Origin of the sequence: Paenibacillus sp. (assembly GCF_031177825.1) — a bacterium.
In the GTDB taxonomy this organism is placed as follows: Bacteria; Bacillota; Bacilli; order Paenibacillales; family YIM-B00363; genus Paenibacillus_AE.
Map to the genome: position 1 here is coordinate 1 of NZ_JAPSKE010000014.1, position 15,155 is coordinate 15,155.

The 15,155-nt window shown below is 60.0% G+C and carries 16 protein-coding genes; all 16 read right to left on the reverse strand.

Features of this window, described 5'->3' with window-relative positions; all coding sequences use genetic code 11:
* A partial coding sequence (rpsB, locus tag RIN49_RS16495) for a 30S ribosomal protein S2 (RefSeq protein ID WP_309121262.1) occupies window positions 1-337 on the reverse strand: 337 nt, incomplete at its 3' end.
* Between the two features lie 179 nt (window positions 338-516).
* On the reverse strand, window positions 517-1,020 hold the full coding sequence (locus RIN49_RS16500) for a hypothetical protein (protein WP_309121263.1): 504 nt from the start codon (window positions 1,018-1,020) through the stop codon (window positions 517-519).
* The gene (locus RIN49_RS16505; RefSeq protein ID WP_309121393.1) at window positions 1,007-1,681 is read right to left on the reverse strand and encodes a DUF6115 domain-containing protein; all 675 of its coding nucleotides are present in this window, start codon (window positions 1,679-1,681) and stop codon (window positions 1,007-1,009) included. The genes RIN49_RS16500 and RIN49_RS16505 overlap by 14 nt, the downstream gene beginning before the upstream one ends.
* Window positions 1,682-1,708: 27 nt before the next feature.
* Entirely contained in the window at window positions 1,709-2,035 is a 327-nt protein-coding gene (locus tag RIN49_RS16510; RefSeq protein WP_309121264.1) for a hypothetical protein, read from the reverse strand.
* Window positions 2,036-2,078: 43 nt separating this feature from the next.
* Window positions 2,079-3,473: a flagellar assembly protein A gene (locus tag RIN49_RS16515; protein ID WP_309121394.1), complete on the reverse strand. Its 1,395-nt coding sequence runs from the start codon at window positions 3,471-3,473 to the stop codon at window positions 2,079-2,081.
* 57 nt (window positions 3,474-3,530) lie between these two features.
* Complete coding sequence (locus RIN49_RS16520; protein WP_309121265.1) at window positions 3,531-4,322, reverse strand: FliA/WhiG family RNA polymerase sigma factor; 792 nt, start codon at window positions 4,320-4,322, stop codon at window positions 3,531-3,533.
* Window positions 4,323-4,338: 16 nt separating this feature from the next.
* On the reverse strand, window positions 4,339-4,734 hold the full coding sequence (locus RIN49_RS16525) for a hypothetical protein (RefSeq protein WP_309121266.1): 396 nt from the start codon (window positions 4,732-4,734) through the stop codon (window positions 4,339-4,341).
* 3 nt (window positions 4,735-4,737) lie between these two features.
* Entirely contained in the window at window positions 4,738-5,235 is a 498-nt protein-coding gene (locus tag RIN49_RS16530; RefSeq protein ID WP_309121267.1) for a chemotaxis protein CheD, read from the reverse strand.
* Window positions 5,232-5,819, reverse strand: a complete 588-nt coding sequence (locus RIN49_RS16535; RefSeq protein WP_309121395.1) for a chemotaxis protein CheC — start codon at window positions 5,817-5,819, stop codon at window positions 5,232-5,234. Before RIN49_RS16535 ends, RIN49_RS16530 begins: the two co-directional genes overlap by 4 nt.
* A 35-nt stretch (window positions 5,820-5,854) precedes the next feature.
* Window positions 5,855-6,316 carry a chemotaxis protein CheW gene (locus RIN49_RS16540; protein WP_309121268.1) on the reverse strand — a complete coding sequence of 154 codons (462 nt, stop codon included), beginning with the start codon at window positions 6,314-6,316 and terminating at the stop codon, window positions 5,855-5,857.
* A 25-nt stretch (window positions 6,317-6,341) separates the two neighbouring features.
* A complete protein-coding gene (locus RIN49_RS16545; protein WP_309121269.1) occupies window positions 6,342-8,447 on the reverse strand; it encodes a chemotaxis protein CheA in 2,106 nt (701 codons plus the stop codon).
* A gap of 2 nt (window positions 8,448-8,449) precedes the next feature.
* On the reverse strand, window positions 8,450-9,778 hold the full coding sequence (locus RIN49_RS16550) for a protein-glutamate methylesterase/protein-glutamine glutaminase (protein ID WP_309121270.1): 1,329 nt from the start codon (window positions 9,776-9,778) through the stop codon (window positions 8,450-8,452).
* 13 nt (window positions 9,779-9,791) lie between these two features.
* Window positions 9,792-10,697 carry a MinD/ParA family protein gene (locus RIN49_RS16555; RefSeq protein WP_309121271.1) on the reverse strand — a complete coding sequence of 302 codons (906 nt, stop codon included), beginning with the start codon at window positions 10,695-10,697 and terminating at the stop codon, window positions 9,792-9,794.
* Window positions 10,690-11,979, reverse strand: coding sequence for a flagellar biosynthesis GTPase FlhF (gene flhF / locus RIN49_RS16560; protein WP_309121272.1), 1,290 nt, complete (start codon window positions 11,977-11,979; stop codon window positions 10,690-10,692). The genes RIN49_RS16555 and flhF overlap by 8 nt, the downstream gene beginning before the upstream one ends.
* Entirely contained in the window at window positions 11,976-14,009 is a 2,034-nt protein-coding gene (flhA, locus tag RIN49_RS16565; RefSeq protein WP_309121273.1) for a flagellar biosynthesis protein FlhA, read from the reverse strand. Before flhA ends, flhF begins: the two co-directional genes overlap by 4 nt.
* Window positions 14,010-14,045: 36 nt before the next feature.
* On the reverse strand, window positions 14,046-15,152 hold the full coding sequence (gene flhB / locus RIN49_RS16570; RefSeq protein ID WP_309121274.1) for a flagellar biosynthesis protein FlhB: 1,107 nt from the start codon (window positions 15,150-15,152) through the stop codon (window positions 14,046-14,048).
* Window positions 15,153-15,155: the final 3 nt, after the last annotated feature.

The following is a 15,155-nucleotide window of genomic DNA, read 5'->3' on the forward strand; positions in this document are numbered from 1 at the left end:
GGTTGATCCGCTTCTTGATCGTCTCGAAGTTGGTCAGCGTGCCGCCGAGCCAACGTTGGTTGATGTAGAATTGACCGCAGCGAGCGGCTTCCTCCGCGACGGAGTCTTGCGCTTGCTTCTTCGTGCCTACGAAGAGGATCGTGCCGTTGTTCTCGGCGACCGACTTCACGAAGTTGTATGCTTCTTCAACCTTCTTTACCGTCTTTTGCAAGTCGATAATGTAAATCCCGTTACGTTCCGTGAAGATGTACTTGTCCATTTTCGGGTTCCAGCGGCGAGTTTGGTGACCGAAGTGCACGCCTGCCTCCAGAAGCTGTTTCATGGAAATTACTGCCATCTTTCACGCACCTCCTCAAAATGGTTTTTTTGGCCTCCGCCCTTCGCATCTTCCCATCGAGCTCCCGCCAGGCGAAAGCACCACGATGAAAATTGAAAAGGCGTGTGATTTTTCACACCGTCTACAAATATAACATACCACCGGCGACCTTCGCAACTTTTAACTTCTATCTTCGAAAATTATGGCGTGATGAGCGCTTCGATCAGCTCGTCCGTCGTCGGCACGCGGTCGAATCGATAATGCTTGGCCTGGATTTTCCCGGCGAGCCCCCGCTCGTCCATCTCGATCAAGAAGCCGTTATAATCCGAGACGAGACCGAGCTCGTACAGCAGCTTAGCGACCGTCGTCAGCTCGGTGCCTTCGGCGATCGTGAAGGCGTAAATTTTGGCGACGGGCAGAGCTTCGACGGGCTGCTCCGCCGGCTTCTCGTCCCCCGCGCCCGCCGCGGCTCCCGTTAACGCTTCTTCGACCGCTTCCGCGACGCGGGCCTCCACCTCGGACTCGTTGAACCACGCCATGCGGGCATCCTTCAAGACGTACCCGCCGGCCGCCGCCGCCGCCTGCAGCTCGGCCTCGCTCAACGCGCTCGTCGCGGACTGGCCGATGCTGGCCAGCTGCAGCAGCAACGAGCCGGCGATCAGCCCCGTTCCGAGCCCGTACAGATACGTCTTACGGCTGGCCATGCTGCGGTTCCTCCTGTTTGGCGAGTCCGATGATCAGCTGTACTTCGCCTTTGTTTTTGCCGAGCTTCTTAGCGATATGTTCGATCGACTTGCCGCTGTCGTGCAGATCGAACACTTCCTTATAACGGGATTTCACCGTATCGGCGAACCGGGACGCCGGTTCCGGGGCGGGCTTGTCCTTGAGGCCCGGCTCGACCGGGAATGTCGCGGCCGCCGATTCGACGGACGAAGGACGCGTTTCGGCGGCGACGTGCGTCACCGACTCGGGGCGCAGCCGATCCGCGCGAAGCGGCGGCGGCAGCTCCGGGGCGACGCTCGCGACGAACGGCCGAGGCGCGGAGGCAGGCGTCGAATTCGCAGACGGCGTAGGCGCCGCGGGCGAGAGCGCCCCTAGGCGCTCCTCCGGCGCGGCGGAATGCTTCTCGAGCTGCTCGATGCGGGCGAGCAGCTTGCCCGTCCGCTGTTCGTGCTCCCGCTTCATCTCTCCTACCATACGGATAAGCTCTTTATTTTCGGACTCGATCTCGTCGGCGAACTGCTGCAGCGTATCGCCCACGGAGTCGAGGAAATCTTCCTGCACCGGCTTGCGCTCGGAGGTGCGGGGCAGCATCGAGGCGTATAAAATAATGACGAGCCCGAGCAGCGCCACGATCATCCACATCTCCAACGAACATTCCCCCAACCGTCCCTATAATGAAATATCGATATGTTTTCCCTTGTAAGGATGACCCGAATCCGCCCCGGACAAACGGGCGTCCTCCTCCTTGCCGGCCGTACGCGGCTTCGCCGCGTTCCGCCTTGCGCCGGAGCCGCCGTACCCTTCTTCCTTCACGTTCAAAAACGCGGATGCGTCCACCTCCGCGCTGACTTTCTTCCGCCGTTCCGTTTGCTTCGTCGTTTGGTTCGCCAATACCGCTTGATCGTACGTAGGCTTATGATTCAGATGATTTTGCACGGTCGTCGCTTCGTTCGTGCGAGGTATGGCGATTTGCATCTCGACGCCCTTCATGCTCATCTCTCGTTCCCCCGATCGCCAGGTGCGGCCTTAGGGCCGCGGGCTAAAAATGAGAGGTTAACGTGATCTCGCCGCCTTGCAATTGGAAGGCGACCCGCGTCGTAGCGTCCTTAATGAAACGCGTATATCGGCCGATGACGACCTTCGTGCCGGAGTACACCGTACCGATGATTTCGACCTTCGCCTTCTCGATATCCTCGAGGCTCGTTTCGATTTCCCAGATGCGTTCCCTCGCCGCGCCGAGCTCTTCGGTCGACGTGCGCTTCGTGCTGAGCAGCTTCGTCCGGAGCTCCAGCTTCTCCGGCGTCAGCGTTCCGGCGAGCGCCATCTGATCCAACAAGTGAAGCGCTTTATCCGTCTTGTCCAGGTTATCCGCGATTTGCTTCGTGACGGTCCTCAGCTGTTGCAGCTCGTTCCGCAGCTCCGGCGCGACGCCGACCTCGAGCGCGGTAGACGTGGACGTCGAGTTGCCTACCGTGCGGGCTACGATCATCTCGCCGGCTTGCAGATTGCCTCCGACGATCAGCCCCTTGGATCCCTTACATAAGATGCTCTTGCCAGCGCGTACGTTCGAGTGCAGGATGCTCTGACTGACGACGATGTTTTGCCCGGCGAAGACGTTCGCCTCTTGCACGAAGGAGCTCTTCACGTCGACGCCCGCCTTGACGAACCCCTTATTGGCCGCGAAGATGCCCGACGCGATGTCGATCGAACCGTCCGCTTCCAATTCCGCGCCTTCGACGCCGCCCGTGATGCGGATGTCGCCGGCCGCTTTTATTCGAAACCCGCTCAGCACATTGCCGCGTACGACGACCGTGCCGATGAAGTCGATGTTTCCGATGTGATAATCGACGTCCCCGTTCACTTCGTAGACGGGGAAGACGTTGAGCTTGCCTTTTTCCGTTTGGGTGACGAGGCCGTCGATGACCGCATACATCCTCATCTTCTCCGCGTCGACCACGACGTTCTTTCCTTGCTTGAATCTCGCTTCCTTCCCGTCCTTGCCGGGAATCGGCTCGCCGGTGACCGCCATGCCGGCCGTCCCCTTCGTCGCGAGCACGCGCTGGGCGATCAATTGCCCTCTCGCCGCGTTGTTCAGCTGCATCAGTTCGCGGTAATCCACCGCGCCGTTCTCGAGTTCGAGCGGTTTGCGGGCTTTATTTTCCAGACTGAATAAGTTATCGATGTACCCGTCCGCGCCGGCCATCGGCGCCGCGCCTTGCGCGATCAATAACGGCGTAGTGACGTAAGATAACGGATGAAGCGCGAATGCGGACAATGCTTCTTCCTTCAAGCCGTAAACGACACGGTTCGCCTTCAGGAGCTCGACGAGCCCCGCCTTCGTGATCGATTGCGCCAAATCCGGTTCCGCTACTTGTATGAACGCGCTCATTCGATCCTCCGAGACGGACACCGCAACCGCCGCCCCGAGATTCATGGTAAACTCCGACGTCACACCGTTCCCCCCTTCGCTCTTCTCCTTCGACGAATTCCGTTACTGCTGCATCAATTGTTCCTTCGCCCGGCCGAGATGACCCCGCAGCCGGAGAATCGCCTTCGAGTGCAGTTGAGAAATTCTAGACGGAGACAACGACATGACTTCCGCAATTTCGCTGAGCGACAATTCTTCGAAATAAAACAACGATACGACCGTGCGCTCCTTCTCCGTTAAACGTTCGATCGCTTTCGCCAAGCTTTCCTTCAGGTAGATGTCCCGCACGCTGTCTTCCGGGTTCTTCGCCCGTTCGTCCACGAGCAGCGTCATGCGCGTCTCCGACTCTTCCTCGCGGATCGGATCCTCAAGGGACACGAGCGAGGCGACGGATACTTCCTGCACCATCTGCTGGAACTCTTGCTCGGACACCTGGAGGTACGCGCTGATCTCCCCGTCGGTTACGCTGCGAAGATGCTCCTGCTCCAACCGCTGATACGCCTCTTCGATCTTGCGTGCTTTCTCCCGCACCGATCTCGGCACCCAATCGGCTTGGCGCAGCCCGTCGATGATCGCCCCGCGGATGCGCCAGGAGGCGTATGTCTCGAATTGCAAGCCGCGCTCCAGGTCGAACTTATCGACGGCGTCGATTAATCCCATTATACCATAACTTGCAAGATCGTCTTTAGACACATTTCGAGGCAAGCCGATGGCCAATCGACTCGTGACGTAATCGACCAAGCTTACGTAATGCTCGATCAGCTTGCGCTTCGCTTCAGGGTCGCCCGTGGCTTTCCAGCTTCGCCATACCGACGCGATTCCGTTCGTCTGCGTTTCCGATAGCGTACTGTCCATCGACTTCCTTCGCCTCCTATTTATCCGACATGTGTCTTAACGCTTGCGCGAGCAATTCGGGGTCGATCGGGGATTCGGTCTTGGCGAGCTTCGGCGGAGAGAGCGGCGCGAAGCCGAGATCGAGACCCGCCTCCTCCTCGTCCTCCGGCGTGACGATGTCGATCGATTGCCCTTTGGCGGCTTCGTCCGCGGCTTCGGCGTCTCTCGTCTGCGCGGCGGCGGCGGATTCGGCGCCTGCCAGCGCTTGGCCGAGCAGCCAGCGCACCGCGAAACCGATCCCGAACGTCACGGCGAAGGCGATGCCCGTGCGAATGCCCGCCGTAGCGAGCGGATTGCTCCGATACGACAGCAAGAAGATAACCGCGGCCAGGGCGCATGCCGCGACCGCGTTCCACCGCCAGGTGCCGATCATCGCTTACAGCTCCTTCGCGCCGAGTTGTACGCTGCGAACGAACAGCTTGCCCGTCGCGCTTTCGATTTCGATCGTACGTCCATAATTCCCACCCGTATCTTCCGCTATGATCGGAATATTGTAACGCCACAGCGCTTCCTTGCAAGCCTCGACGTTCCGCGGACCGATCCGCATCGTGTCGGCCGCCGGGGACGAGAAGGTGAACATCTGCGCCCCGCCGGCGAGCTTCGCTTGCAGTCTGCCGGCGACCGCGCCGATCTTCTGCATGCGCAGGAGCAATTCAGGCAGCGCGGTGTCGGCGTATTTGGCTTTATTCAACGCCGCGTCCTTCGAGATCGAGGAGGACGGAAGCATGACGTGAGCCATGCCCGCGACGCGAACGACGGGATCGAACAGCGTCAGACCGACGCAGGAGCCGAGTCCCGTCGTCCGCAGCGATTGTCCGCCGCCGGCGACGTTCAAATCCGCCATGCCTACTTTCACGACGACGGCTTCGCTCATTCGGGAGGCACTCCCAACGAGGCGAAGATCGTAGCGAACGCTTCCGGATCCGGAATCAGAAACAGGTTTCCCTCTACCCGATCGATCCCGTCGAAGAACGACGTCTCGATCAAGAGCGCTTTATCCCCCATGTCTCCGAACTGAAGCAGACCGTACGCCAGAATCGCGCCCGCCATGTCCACCGCGAAGCCCGGCACCGTCGGAGACAAATTCAAGCGTGTGAGATCGGCAAGCGACGACAAATAGGAGCCCGCCAATATGTTTCCGATTTCGGACAAAGCCGATACCTCGAGCTCCGTAAATGGGGACCCTTCCCCCGTCTCCATAGCGAGCAGCTCCAGCAGCAGCTGCTTCGCGGAATCGATCGACAGGAGGAAGAACAAATTGCCCGGCGCATCCCCCTCCACCCTTAGGAATACCGCGGCGACGACCGCTTCCGCCCCGCCGACCTGCTCGGCGATGTCGTCGAACGGCACCAAGTTGACGCGCGGCACATCCATGTCGACGGGCTTGCCGAGCAGCTTCGACAGCGCCGTGGCGGCATGACCGGCGCCGATATTGCCGACTTCGCGAAGGACGTCCATCTGCGTTTCGCCGAACCGTTCGATTTCGCTCAAGATTAGTCCTCCATCTGCTCCAGCTGAATGATTTCGCTCTTGTTGAGCACCTCCGACAAGTTGAGCATCACCAGAAGGCGGTTGTCTCCGACCTTCGCGATGCCGCGCAAATATTTCGCCCGGATACCGCCCACGACCTCCGGCGGCTCCTCGATGCGATCCGCGTTGACGTCGATGACGTCGTTCGCCGAATCGACGATGAAGCCGACCTCCAGGTCGCCGACGTTGACCATCACGATCCGCGAATTTTCCGTAGGTTCGTTCTCGGGCAAGCCGAAGCGCGAGGCCAGATGAATGACCGGGACGACGACGCCTCGGAGATTGACGACGCCTTTGACGAAGGGCGGCGTCTTCGGTACCCGGGTCATCGGCATCATTCTCTCGATCGTCTTCACGTGCTCGACTTCGATGCCGTACTCCTCCGTACCGATCGAAAATACGATCGTCTTTGTATCTGCTGCCATAACGACACTTCCTCTCTTGTCGAGGTTATTTAATCAGCGCGTTCGTATCGAGAATGAGCGCGACTTGTCCATCCCCTAAAATCGTGGCGCCCGACACCGCGAAGACGCGGTTCAAATATTTCCCGAGCGCCTTCAAGACGATCTCTTGTTGCCCGATCAGCTCGTCTACCGCAAGTCCGGCGATCCGGTCTCCCTTGCGCACGATGACGACTTCCGTCTCGTCCTCGCCTTCGTCGCTGTAATCCGGCACGTCGAACAGCTTGCTTAAGGACACGAGCGGAACGACGCTCGAACGGTAGTCGAACATCCGGTTGCCGTGCACATTGCGGATGTCCTCCTTGCGGAGAATCATCGTTTCGACGATGCTGGACAGCGGGATCGCGTATTTCTCGCCGCCGAGCTTCACCATCATCGCCATAATGATCGACAGCGTGAGCGGCAGCTGGATCGAGAACTTCGAGCCCTTCCCGAGGGTCGACGTCACCGAGACGCGACCGCCGAGCGATTCGATCTTCGACTTGACGACGTCGAGTCCGACGCCGCGACCGGAGATGTCCGAGATGACATCGGCCGTGCTGAAGCCCGAAGCGAACAACAGCATATAGACCGCTTCGTCGCTCATCGCATCGCCTTGCTCCTTCGTCACGATCCCGTTCTTCACCGCGCGCTTCAGCACGACGTCGCGATTAATGCCCTTGCCGTCGTCCTCCGCCTCGATGAATACGTGATTGCCGCTGTGGAACGCGCGCAGATGGACCGTGCCGGTCTCCGACTTGCCCGCCTTCAGCCGTTCCTCGATCGATTCGATGCCGTGATCGACGGAGTTGCGGAGCAGATGCACCAGCGGATCGCCGATTTCGTCCACCACCGTGCGATCGAGCTCGGTGTCGGCGCCCGTAATGACGAGGTCGACCTTCTTGCCGAGCGACTTGGCGACGTCGCGCACCATGCGCGGGAACCGATTAAATACCGATTCGACCGGCATCATGCGCAGCTTCATGACGACGCCTTGCAGATCGCTGCTGACCCGTCCCATATGCTCGACGGTTTCGATCAGGTCGGCGCGCTTGATTTCGCCCGCGAGCGATTCCAACCGGACGCGGTCGATCAGCATCTCGCTGAACAGGTTCATCAGCGTGTCCAGCTTCTCGATGTCGACGCGGATCGTGCGAGTCGCCGCCGCCCCGGAGGCTTTCGCCGGCGCGGGCGCGCTCGCCTTCGGCGCCGCCGGCGAAGCTGACGGCGGCGTCGTCGCGGCTTGCGCCTGCGCCGACGCAGGCGCTGCCGGCGCGGCTGCGCCGGCAGCCGCTTCGGCCGCAGCCGACGACGCGGCCGAGGCGATGTCCTCCGACGTGATCGGCTCCACCGTCGCTCGCTCGATCTCGGACACGCCGTTGATCGCCGCTTCGATCGCAGCCCCTTCGGAGGCGCTCAGGAAGATGATCGTAAACTCGTAATCGAATCGATCCGCTTCGATGTCTTCCGTCGACGGCGCCGACTTGATCACTTCGCCGAGCCGGCCGAGGGCGTCGAACACCATGTAAGCGCGAACCGCCTTCAGGACGCAATCCTTGCGGATCGCGACGGAAATCCGATACGCGCGGTGACCGGACTCGAGCGATTGCTGCAGCACGGAAGATTGGTATTCGTCCAGCAGGCCTTGCACCGTACCGCCGGCAGCCGCGCTGGCGCCTTGGGTTCCGTCCGATGGGTCCGTCGCGTCGGCCGCTCGATTCCCCGCTTTGCCGTACGTCCCGTTCACGATCGCCTTCAAATCGGTCACGATCGAGGAGACGTCCGACTTGCCGGTGCCGCCGTCGACGATATCGGAAACCATCGCCTCGAGCGCGTCCAAGCTTTGGAAGATCGTCTCGAACGTGTAGTCCTCTACCTTCAGCTTCCCGTTGCGGACCAGATCGAGCACGTTTTCCATCTCGTGCGTAAGCGATGCGATATCTTCGAAGCCCATCGTTGCGGACATTCCCTTCAGCGTATGCGCCGAACGGAACATGTTTTGCACGATGCCGATGTCGTCCGGAGCGCTCTCCAGAGCGAGCATATTGTCGTTCATCGCTTGCAAGTGCTCTCTGGACTCATCGATAAACATGGATAAGTATTGGTTCGTATCCATCCCTACACCTCCTCGGCCTGTTCTACTTCTTTTCGGATTTGGTCCGCGATCGATTCGAGCGGAACCGTCTTCGCGACGCATCCGAGCTCGACGGCGGCGCGCGGCATGCCGTACACGATGCAGCTCGATGCGTCCTCCGCGATCGTTCGGCGCACCCCTTGGTCGTACAACGCCTTCATCCCCTTCGCGCCGTCGCTCCCCATGCCCGTCATGAGCACGGCCGTCCGGTCCAGCTCCGGCGTCAGCGCGAGGGATTCGAACAGCGTGTCGACGGAAGGGCGATGTCCGCTTCTCGGCGGATCTTCGTTCAGACGAATTCGGTACGCGCCGCCTTCCTTCCGAAGGGTCATATGTAAGCCACCGGGCGCGATATACGCCGCTCCCGGTCGAAGCTCCATCCCGTCCTCCGCTTCCGTTACCTCGATGGCGCACAGCGTATTCAGCCGCTGCGCCAGCGACCTCGTAAAGCCCGCGGGCATATGCTGCACGACGAGCACCGGAGCCGGAAAATGTTCGGGCAGTCTCGTTAATACCTGCTGCAGCGCGCGAGGTCCTCCCGTCGACGTGCCGATCGCCACGACGCGATTCCACACCGCGACGGGCGGCTTCGGACGTTGTTTCGCGGGCGGCGGCGCTTCCGGCGCGGATGGCTTCAACCTTTCTGCGGGCTTTCCGACCGGCTTGGCCGACGGCGCGGCCGGAGCGGAAGCCGCCGGTTTCACGGGAGCCGGCGCGGCCGGCCGGGCCGGAGGCTTCAAGACGGCAGGCTTCGTTGCGGCAGGCTGTTTCGGCGGCGGCGCCGGCGGAGCGACGCCTCTCCACGCCGGAGGCTCCGGCGGCTTCGGCCGCAGCGGCGCAGGCGAAGGCAACGTCGAAGGCGCAGGCGAAGGCAACGGCGTGGGCTGAAGCCGGCTGACCGTCTCCTTTCGGTGGAAGGCGACCGCCGCCCGAAGCGTCGCCGCCAGCGATTCCTGCAGCCGCCCGAGATCGCTCGAATTCGGTCCCGAAGGCTTCGGCACGAAGTCGAACGCTCCGAGTTCCAGCGCTTGAATCGTAGCGGCGGCTCCTTCCACCGTAGAGCTGCTGAGCATGATGACCGGCGTCGGCGCTTCCTTCATGAGCATCGGCAGCGCCTCGAGTCCGGTCATCACCGGCATCTCCAGATCCATCGTGACGGCGTCCGGCCGCAGCAACTTGACCGCTTCGAGCGCTTCCGCTCCGTTGCATGCCGTGCCGACGACCGTCAGCGTCTCGTCGTTATTCACGATATCGGAAACCACCTTGCGCATGAAGGCGGAATCGTCGACCACCAGAATGCGGTACGGGGGCATTGCGACTCCTCCTTTATTTCATGAACGAAAGCATCCGAGACAGGAACCGCTTGACGCCTCCCGCCTCCGACGTCTCGCCTTCCGGCGCCGACATCGGCTGCGATATTTCGAAGCGGCGAACGAGCTCCTTCAACTCCCGGGTAGCGGCCGAATCCGGAAACAACACGGAGAACGGGATCTGCCGCTTGACCGCCTTGGAGACGTTCGCGTCGTCCGGAATATAACCGAGCGTCGGAATGTCGAGGTGCAGAAATTGATTGGACACCATCCGGATCTTATCCGCGGTTTGCTTGCCTTCCTTCCGGTCGGTCACGCGATTGACGACGAGCTGGAACCGTACGTCGGGCTGCTGGGCGTGGACCATCTTGATGATGGCGTACGCGTCCGTAATCGAGGTAGGCTCCGGCGTCGTCACGACGATCGTCTGTTCCGCCGCCGTAATGAACGTCATCGATTCCTTCGAGAGACCGGCGCCGGTGTCGAACAAGATGTAATCGACCGTCCCGCTCAGCGAGAGCACTTGCTCCGTGAAATATTGCAGCTCTTCTTTGGTAAGCGAAAGCAAGTCGTTGAAGCCGGAACCGCCTGCGATAAAGCGGAGATCGTTCGGTCCTAGGCAAACGATCTCCTCGATCGATTTCTCCCGCTTCAACAAATGGTATAAATTGTACTTCGGCGAAGCGCCCATCAGCACGTCGATGTTGGCCATGCCGATGTCCGCGTCGAAGACGAGCACCTGGTACCCTTGCGATTGCAGCTGCAAGGCGAAGTTCAACGTGAAATTCGACTTTCCGACGCCGCCCTTGCCGCTGGTGATCGTCAAGATGCGCGTCTGACGTTCCGGCGCAGCCCGCTCCGCAGGCGGCGTTCCGACGTCCTGCCGAACGAGATTGCGCAACGCTTCCGCTTGGTCATTCATCATGAGGTTCACCTACTAGTTCGTCTGCCATATTCCTCGCGTTAGCGATATTGATGTCGTCGGGCACGTTCTGCCCGTCTGTAACGTAGGAGAGAGACAACGGATAATCGTGTAACAGGTTGACGATCGACCCGAGCGTGGCGGTTTCGTCCGCTTTCGTAAACAGTACCTTCTCCACGCCGAACCGGAAGAAATTGTCGGTGACGGCTTTCATATCGCTGTATTTCATACTAAGGCTGAGGACCAGGAACGTATCCTTGCGCTCTTCGATCCGAAGCAGCGATTGAAGTTCCGATACCGCCATCTCGTTGCGGAAGTTGCGGCCCGCGGTGTCCATCAGAATCATATCGCGATCCTGCATCCGATCGAGCGCCTTCTGCAAATCCAGCGCGGAGAAGACGACCTCGAGCGGCACGTTCAAGATGGAAGCATACGTTCGCAGCTGCTCGATCGCAGCGATCCGATACGTATCCGACGTAATGAGGCCGATCGACTTCCGAAATTTGAGCGTTTGCTCCGCCGCCAGCTTCGCGATCGTCGTCGTCTTGCCGACGCCGGTCGGCCCGACGAAATGAACGATGCGCGCGTCTTGCCGAATTTGTTCGATCGGACGTTTCGTAAGCAGCTCGACGATCGCCGACTTCACGGCGGCGCCCGCCTCGGCCGCGGAAAGCTCCGAAACCGGCCGCCCCGCTTCTTCGAGAAGCACGACGGAATCCTTGATGAGCTTCGCGGCGAGCTCGGGCAGCACGTCTTGCTGTACGAGGCGCGAACGAATCGAGTCGAAGGCGGGCGGCAACGCTTCCGCCAACGCGGCGACGGGGCCCGTTCCCGCCTGCGCTTGGGCTAGGCGAAGCATCATTTCCTTCATTTGCTTCATTTCCTGAAGAAGAGCGTCATCCTTCGCCCCGGTCGGCCCGGCCGTAGCCGACGCGAGCGGTCCGGTCGGCGCTGCGGCCGCCACGGCTTCGAAGTTTGGCCGCGGCTCCGGCCGAGCCGAAGGCGTCGGTCTCGGCGCGACGGGAGCCGGAGGCTTGAGCGGCGCGGACAGTCCGGCGAGGGACGACGACGCGATCGCGGACGTCGGTCGCGCGGTCGCAGCCGATTCGGGGTTCGAATCCGTCGCCGCGACGACTTCGACCTTCTTCTTCGTGAACATCCCGAGGAAGCCGCCGACCCGAATCTCCTTCGTGTTGATGATGACGGCGTCCTTGCCCAGCTCGGCGCGAATTTTCTGCAGCGCGTCCGGCATCGAATCGACGATGTACTTTTTCACCTTCATACGTTCACCACCCCTATGCTTTGGACTTCCACGTTCGGCTCAAGCTCGCTGTAAGACAACACGGTAACGTCTTGCATCGCGCGCTCCAGCAGCTGCTTTAAATACATGCGGATCGTCGGCGACGTCAGCACGATCGGCGTGCCGCCGGACTGCACAAGCTTCGACGCCTGCTCCGCAATTTTTTGAACGACGGTTTGCGAGCTGGCCGGGTCCAAGGCGAGGTAGCTGCCGTGATCGGATTGCTGAACCGCCTCCGCGATTTTCCGTTCCAAGGACGGACCGACCGTGACGACGCGAAGCGTGTCGTTGCCGGGCGCATATTGCTGCGTAATTTGGCGAGACAAGCTTTGCCTTACGTATTCCGTCAAAATATCGGGATCCTTCGTGTACGTTCCGTAATCGGCGAGTGTCTCGAAAATGGTAACCAAATCGCGGATCGAAACTTTTTCCTTCAGCAGCTTCGCCAGCACCTTCTGCACGTCGCCGATCGTCATAACGTTCGGGATAAGCTCCTCGACGAGCGCCGGATACGACTCTTTGACGTTCTCCACGAGCGCTTTCGTCTCTTGGCGTCCGATCATCTCATGCGCATGGCGCTTAATTACCTCGGTAAGGTGCGTCGCCACGACCGAGGGCGGGTCTACGACCGTATATCCGGAAATTTCCGCCCGGTCCTTCGCCGCTTCGTCGATCCATAGCGCCGGCAATCCGAACGCCGGCTCGACCGTCTCGATCCCGGTGACGCTGTCGTCATCGATGCCGGGGCTCATGGCGAGGTAATGATTCAGCAGCAGTTCGCCGCGCGCGACCGTATTGCCTTTGATTTTGATGACGTATTCGTTCGGGCGCAGTTGAATGTTGTCCCGGATCCGAATGACCGGCACGACGAGACCGAGCTCGAGCGCGCACTGACGGCGGATCATGATGATCCGGTCGAGCAAGTCGCCGCCTTGCTGCTGATCCGCGAGCGGAATAAGGCCGTACCCGAACTCGAACTCGATCGGGTCTACCTGAAGCAAATTGACGACGCTCTCGGGGCTCCGCACTTCTTCGATCTGCTGCTCCTCGACGAGCATCTCCTGCTCCACTTCCCGCTTCTTCAAGACGCCGTCGATCCGATAGGCCGCGAACGCCAGCGCGCCTCCGACGGGAAGCGTGAGAACGGGACCGATCGGCGTGAAGATACCGAGCAGGGCGATCGTACCGCCGACGACGTAAAGCAGTTTCGGAAACGCCCCCAACTGTTCCATAATATCTTGCGCCAAGTTGCCTTCCGAGGAGGCGCGGGTAACGATCAGACCCGCCGCCGTGGAAATCAAGAGCGCCGGAATCTGGCTGACGAGCCCGTCGCCGATCGTCATGATCGAATACATCTCGACCGCCTGGCCGAATTCGAAGCCTTTCATCGTCATGCCGATAATAATGCCGCCGATCAGGTTAATGACGAGAATAATGATAGATGCGATGGCGTCCCCTTTGACGAACTTCATCGCGCCGTCCATCGCGCCGTGGAAGTCGGCTTCCGATTCGATCTTCTTCCGCCGTTCCCGGGCTTGCTGCTCGTTGATGAGCCCCGAATTCAAATCGGCGTCGATGCTCATCTGCTTACCGGGCATCGCGTCGAGCGTGAATCGCGCTCCGACCTCGGCGACGCGTTCCGAACCTTTGGTAATGACGATAAATTGAACGATGACGAGGATGAGGAACACGATGAAGCCGACCGCGATGTTGCCCTGCGCGACGAAGGAGCCGAACGTCTCGACGACCTTGCCGGCATGCGCGTTCGCCAAAATGTTTCTTGTCGTCGACACGTTCAGCGCGAGCCGGAACAGCGTCGTGATGAGGAGGAGCGAGGGGAAGATCGAAAATTGCAGCGCTTCTTTCGTATTCATCGCGACGACCAGCATCGTGAGCGCCAGCGAGATGTTAATGATCAACATGAAATCGAGGAGATGCGTATGGATCGGAACGATCATCATCAGTACGATTCCGATAATGCCGCCGAGCACCGCTAAATCTTTCAACTTCATCGCGTTCCCCTCCTCTCCTCGAACTAGGCGTTACGGTTATTTCTTAACAGCCGGCAGCTTCGCTCTCGCTTTGTAGACGAAGGCAAGCACTTCGGCGACGGCTTGGAACAGCTCTTGCGGAATCGATTCGCCGATCTCGACCTGCCCGTACAGCGCGCGGGCGAGCGGTTTATTTTCCATAAGCGGGACATCGTTGTCTTTCGCGATTTGTCGGATGCGCAAGGCGACGTAGTCGGCGCCCTTCGCGATGACGCGAGGCGCTTCCATCTCCGCCCCGTCGTATTTAATCGCGACGGCGAAGTGCGTCGGGTTCGTGATGACGACATCCGCCTTCGGCACTTCCTGCATCATCCGCTGCATCGCCATGCGACGCTGACGCTCGCGGATTTTCGATTTGATGAGGGGATCCCCCTCGGTCTTCTTGTACTCGTCCTTGATGTCCTGTTTGGACATGCGAAGGTTTTTCTCATACTCCCATTTCTGATACGCGTAATCGAACAGCGCGAGTACGAACAACGCGCCTCCGGAAAACAACCCCAGTCTCAGCGTCAGCGATGCGAGGTATTGGAAGATCGAACCGATCGGGACTGAGGCCAGCGTCAACAGCGTCGCGCGTTCGCCCCATAAAATCAGAAAGGCGATCAATCCGATGATGAGCACCTTCAGCATCGATTTCAGGAACTCGACGACCGAACGCAGCGAGAAAATCTGTTTGAAGCCTTGAATCGGGTTAATCTTTTCGAACTTCATCTTCAGCGTCTCGCCCGTGAACAAGAAACCGATTTGCGCGTACGAGCTTAACAGCGCCATCACCAGGCCGACCGCCATGATCGGCAAGAGAAGCAGAAGCCCTTCCCGCATTAACTGCGAAAACATCGCGATCACGTTCGTATCGGTGACGTCCCACAGAATGTATTCTTTAAGCCCCGCGGAGAACATCCCCGCGACGCCCTTGCCCATTGTGGAACCGTACATGGCCAACAGACCGAAACCGCCGAGCATGATGAGCGCACCCGGCAATTCCATACTTTTGGCGACTTGTCCTTTTTTGCGCGATTCCTGCCGCTTCTTCGGAGTCGCCGTTTCCGTCTTCTCTTGGGAGAAGAGCTGCAGGTCGAGCGTATAACGTAACGGGAGCGGCATCGG

What these genes read in the sequence shown, in the direction of transcription:
- RIN49_RS16500 (WP_309121263.1), bottom strand. Translation starts at nt 1,020, where the DNA reads ATGGCCAGCCGTAAGACGTATCTGTACGGGCTCGGAACGGGGCTGATC.
- RIN49_RS16505 (WP_309121393.1), bottom strand. Translation starts at nt 1,681, where the DNA reads ATGTGGATGATCGTGGCGCTGCTCGGGCTCGTCATTATTTTATACGCC.
- RIN49_RS16510 (WP_309121264.1), bottom strand. Translation starts at nt 2,035, where the DNA reads ATGAGCATGAAGGGCGTCGAGATGCAAATCGCCATACCTCGCACGAAC.
- RIN49_RS16515 (WP_309121394.1), bottom strand. Translation starts at nt 3,473, where the DNA reads ATGAATCTCGGGGCGGCGGTTGCGGTGTCCGTCTCGGAGGATCGAATG.
- RIN49_RS16520 (WP_309121265.1), bottom strand. Translation starts at nt 4,322, where the DNA reads ATGGACAGTACGCTATCGGAAACGCAGACGAACGGAATCGCGTCGGTA.
- RIN49_RS16525 (WP_309121266.1), bottom strand. Translation starts at nt 4,734, where the DNA reads ATGATCGGCACCTGGCGGTGGAACGCGGTCGCGGCATGCGCCCTGGCC.
- RIN49_RS16530 (WP_309121267.1), bottom strand. Translation starts at nt 5,235, where the DNA reads ATGAGCGAAGCCGTCGTCGTGAAAGTAGGCATGGCGGATTTGAACGTC.
- RIN49_RS16535 (WP_309121395.1), bottom strand. Translation starts at nt 5,819, where the DNA reads ATGGACGTCCTTCGCGAAGTCGGCAATATCGGCGCCGGTCATGCCGCC.
- RIN49_RS16540 (WP_309121268.1), bottom strand. Translation starts at nt 6,316, where the DNA reads ATGGCAGCAGATACAAAGACGATCGTATTTTCGATCGGTACGGAGGAG.
- RIN49_RS16545 (WP_309121269.1), bottom strand. Translation starts at nt 8,447, where the DNA reads ATGGATACGAACCAATACTTATCCATGTTTATCGATGAGTCCAGAGAG.
- RIN49_RS16550 (WP_309121270.1), bottom strand. Translation starts at nt 9,778, where the DNA reads ATGCCCCCGTACCGCATTCTGGTGGTCGACGATTCCGCCTTCATGCGC.
- RIN49_RS16555 (WP_309121271.1), bottom strand. Translation starts at nt 10,697, where the DNA reads ATGAATGACCAAGCGGAAGCGTTGCGCAATCTCGTTCGGCAGGACGTC.
- flhF (WP_309121272.1), bottom strand. Translation starts at nt 11,979, where the DNA reads ATGAAGGTGAAAAAGTACATCGTCGATTCGATGCCGGACGCGCTGCAG.
- flhA (WP_309121273.1), bottom strand. Translation starts at nt 14,009, where the DNA reads ATGAAGTTGAAAGATTTAGCGGTGCTCGGCGGCATTATCGGAATCGTA.
- flhB (WP_309121274.1), bottom strand. Translation starts at nt 15,152, where the DNA reads ATGCCGCTCCCGTTACGTTATACGCTCGACCTGCAGCTCTTCTCCCAA.